General features: G+C 34.4%; 3 protein-coding genes. All 3 read left to right on the top strand.

Features of this window, described 5'->3' with window-relative positions; genetic code table 11:
• Window positions 1–443 precede the first annotated feature (443 nt).
• The 3 genes from REG_RS10585 (at window position 444) to REG_RS10575 (ending at window position 2168) form a co-directional block, all read left to right on the top strand.
• Entirely contained in the window at window positions 444–800 is a 357-nt protein-coding gene (locus REG_RS10585; protein WP_071985220.1) for a type II toxin-antitoxin system PrlF family antitoxin, read from the top strand.
• 8 nt (window positions 801–808) lie between these two features.
• Entirely contained in the window at window positions 809–1309 is a 501-nt protein-coding gene (locus REG_RS10580; RefSeq protein ID WP_006705642.1) for a type II toxin-antitoxin system YhaV family toxin, read from the top strand.
• 280 nt (window positions 1310–1589) lie between these two features.
• Window positions 1590–2168, top strand: coding sequence for a VOC family protein (locus REG_RS10575; RefSeq protein ID WP_006705641.1), 579 nt, complete (start codon window positions 1590–1592; stop codon window positions 2166–2168).
• Window positions 2169–2691: the final 523 nt, after the last annotated feature.

The raw sequence follows: 2691 nt of genomic DNA, 5'->3' as shown, positions 1-2691 counted from the left end.
TATAATCAGGAATTAGGCCATTAAGACTGAAATTGTGCAAGCGTTAAAATTAAGGGTTTAAAGAGGTCGTGGTGAAAACTTATAAATCATCCACTATCCTTGTTTTGGAGTGTAGGCGGGTCAATAGACCTCTTTGGAAACCGTAGTTCGTTATGCGGAGTCAAGGCGCCCGGCGCACAGCAACCTTCGTTAACATAAAGTACATGAGGATTGCGCGCACCGGACAACGCAGGATCCGTATCACCCAGTAGGTTTCCGAAGAGGTCTAATGTTCGCCTTGGCAACCATGTAACGACTTGACATTAACGCGACGGAGCGACACCCCTTAAAAATCAGCAATTAGATCGGATTGAACTGAGAAATAATTGTAATGCATTTGCATTACATAATACAAATACATTACAATTATTTCAAATCATCAAAACAGTAAAAAGGTGACGATTATGCAGGCTGTTGCTAGAAAAAATACTAAGCCTATAGACGTATTGGAATCACAAATTACCTCACGCGGACAAACGACTATTCCTGCTTCTGTATTGCGTACACTGAATCTGAAAAAAGGCGTGGATCGCATCCAGTATCAGGTGCTGCCTAGCGGTGATGTATTGATTCCTCGTAAACAAAAAAAAGAGAATGATCCGATTATTGGTAAGTTCTTAGACTTTCTTGCTAGTGATATTGTCAAAAACCCTCAAAATCTTCAAGCGTTACCTGAATCACTACTCTACCGCATAGACAACATCACAGAAAGTGTAGACATTGGCAATTTGGATGCGCCCTTATCTGATGATGAAGACTGATTTTCGACATGAACAAGCGAACCTATAAAATAAATGGATGGTATGTCATAGCTCACCCTCTGTTTATAAGGCAGATTGAAGAACTCGCTGATGAGGTTGAAAAACTTAAAGCCAGCCATCCTGATACCTATCAAAAGAAAAAAGTGACACTGCGTCTAGCGGCTATAAAACACCTGATACTCAACGATATAACAATAGATCCATCCAACAGTAAATTTCGTTTAGGAGGAACGTTAGGTGATAACTATAAACATTGGTTCAGAGCAAAGTTTTATCAGCAATACCGTCTATTCTTCCGTTATGAGTCAGTTTCTAAAATCATCCTCCTTGTCTGGGTCAATGATGACAATACTCTGAGAGCCTATAAAGCCAAAAAAGACGCCTATAAGGTATTCAAAAGCATGCTAGATAATGGAAACCCACCAGATAATTGGGATAAGCTGCTATCTGTATGTAAAACAGCACAAATGAATGATCATCTAGAAAAAACATTTAGCGACGAAAACTGAGCACGTACTATGATACATTGTTGCTGTAATCATTATTTGTTTCGATAATGTTTCGTCAGTTTATTGTATTCAGCATTAGGTGCAACTTTAACATTGCCATTTATGTATTCTTCATTAATATCATTTTTTGTCATTGTTATTATTTATACTCTGACCTAACCAGAAATATTACCATAACAAACATGATGAATAATTTTATATCAATCATTATTTATTCTACTGTATCTAAATACATAATCAAATATATCAATAGTAAATAAAACTAGGAAGGTAATTATTTATGATTTTATTTAATGGATTAGGACATTTAAACATAGTTGTAGATGACATTTCTTTAGCTATCGACTTTTATAAAGATCTTTTCTCTGCCAAACCTAAACAATTCTTTCCTCATTTCAAAAATATAGGATTTTCAAAAGCAGCAGGATTTTTGACGGATCCGCAACACATTGATGTATCTATAGCTTTCCTGGAGATTCCCAATACAGGTGTTTTTTTAGAGCTCATGGAATATCATTCCCCTGTCGGAAAAACGAATTTTGAAAGAAAAAAAACAAACGATATCGGTGGTATTGGTCATATCTGCTTAAAAGTTAAAAAAATTGATGAGGCATTTGATTATATTAAGAAAAATAATGGAACAACCTTAATAAATAACTCTCCAGAATATAAACCATATAAAATAGACAAAATAACTGCTGAAAACTTTATATTTTTTGATGAAGAATATGAAAAAGATAAAAATTTAAAAGAGAAAACATGCCAAATTGTAGGCAACATTAAATATTTTTATTTCATTGATAAATATAGTATTCAATGGGAATTCGAAGAAGGTCATAATGATATAGGTAACGACTAAATTATTTTTCTTTTTATCATTATGGAAGTTTATATTATCAGAATAAAGGAATTGCCTTTCTACCCTTAAACGCTGGCGAGGTATTGTACTCAATACCTCCTCTTTTCTCGCTGCTGTATAGGCTATGAGTGGCAAAATGTATCTTCAATCACCTAGTGATCAGCTAATGCAACCTCAACCTGATCCAACATTTTAAACAATACTTCACGTTCTTCTTCACAAAAGACAGTATCAATACCATCATTGCATTCCGAGGATAATGTATTCAAATACCGTTTCAATTTAATCAAAACATCATATGGATTTTTTCTGGGCGTAGTTTTATATGAATTACCTATTTCGAGTTTCAATATCTTATTCATCATGATATCTCCTCGCTACTTAACAGGAAATTGATCACGCCTAACGCTTTTAAAGCATGATAGGTACAGGCAGATAGCAATTCAAGCGGAACACCTATTAAAAAAAGGTCTTTGTTTGATATAAATACAGGTTATGTTTAATGTAAAAGAAACCATGCTTT

The sequence above is a fragment of the Candidatus Regiella insecticola LSR1 genome, assembly GCF_000143625.1.
GTDB lineage: Bacteria > Pseudomonadota > Gammaproteobacteria > Enterobacterales > Enterobacteriaceae > Regiella > Regiella insecticola.
Note: the sequence above shows the minus strand (reverse complement) of the source record. Positions and strands in the feature narration are given on the sequence as shown.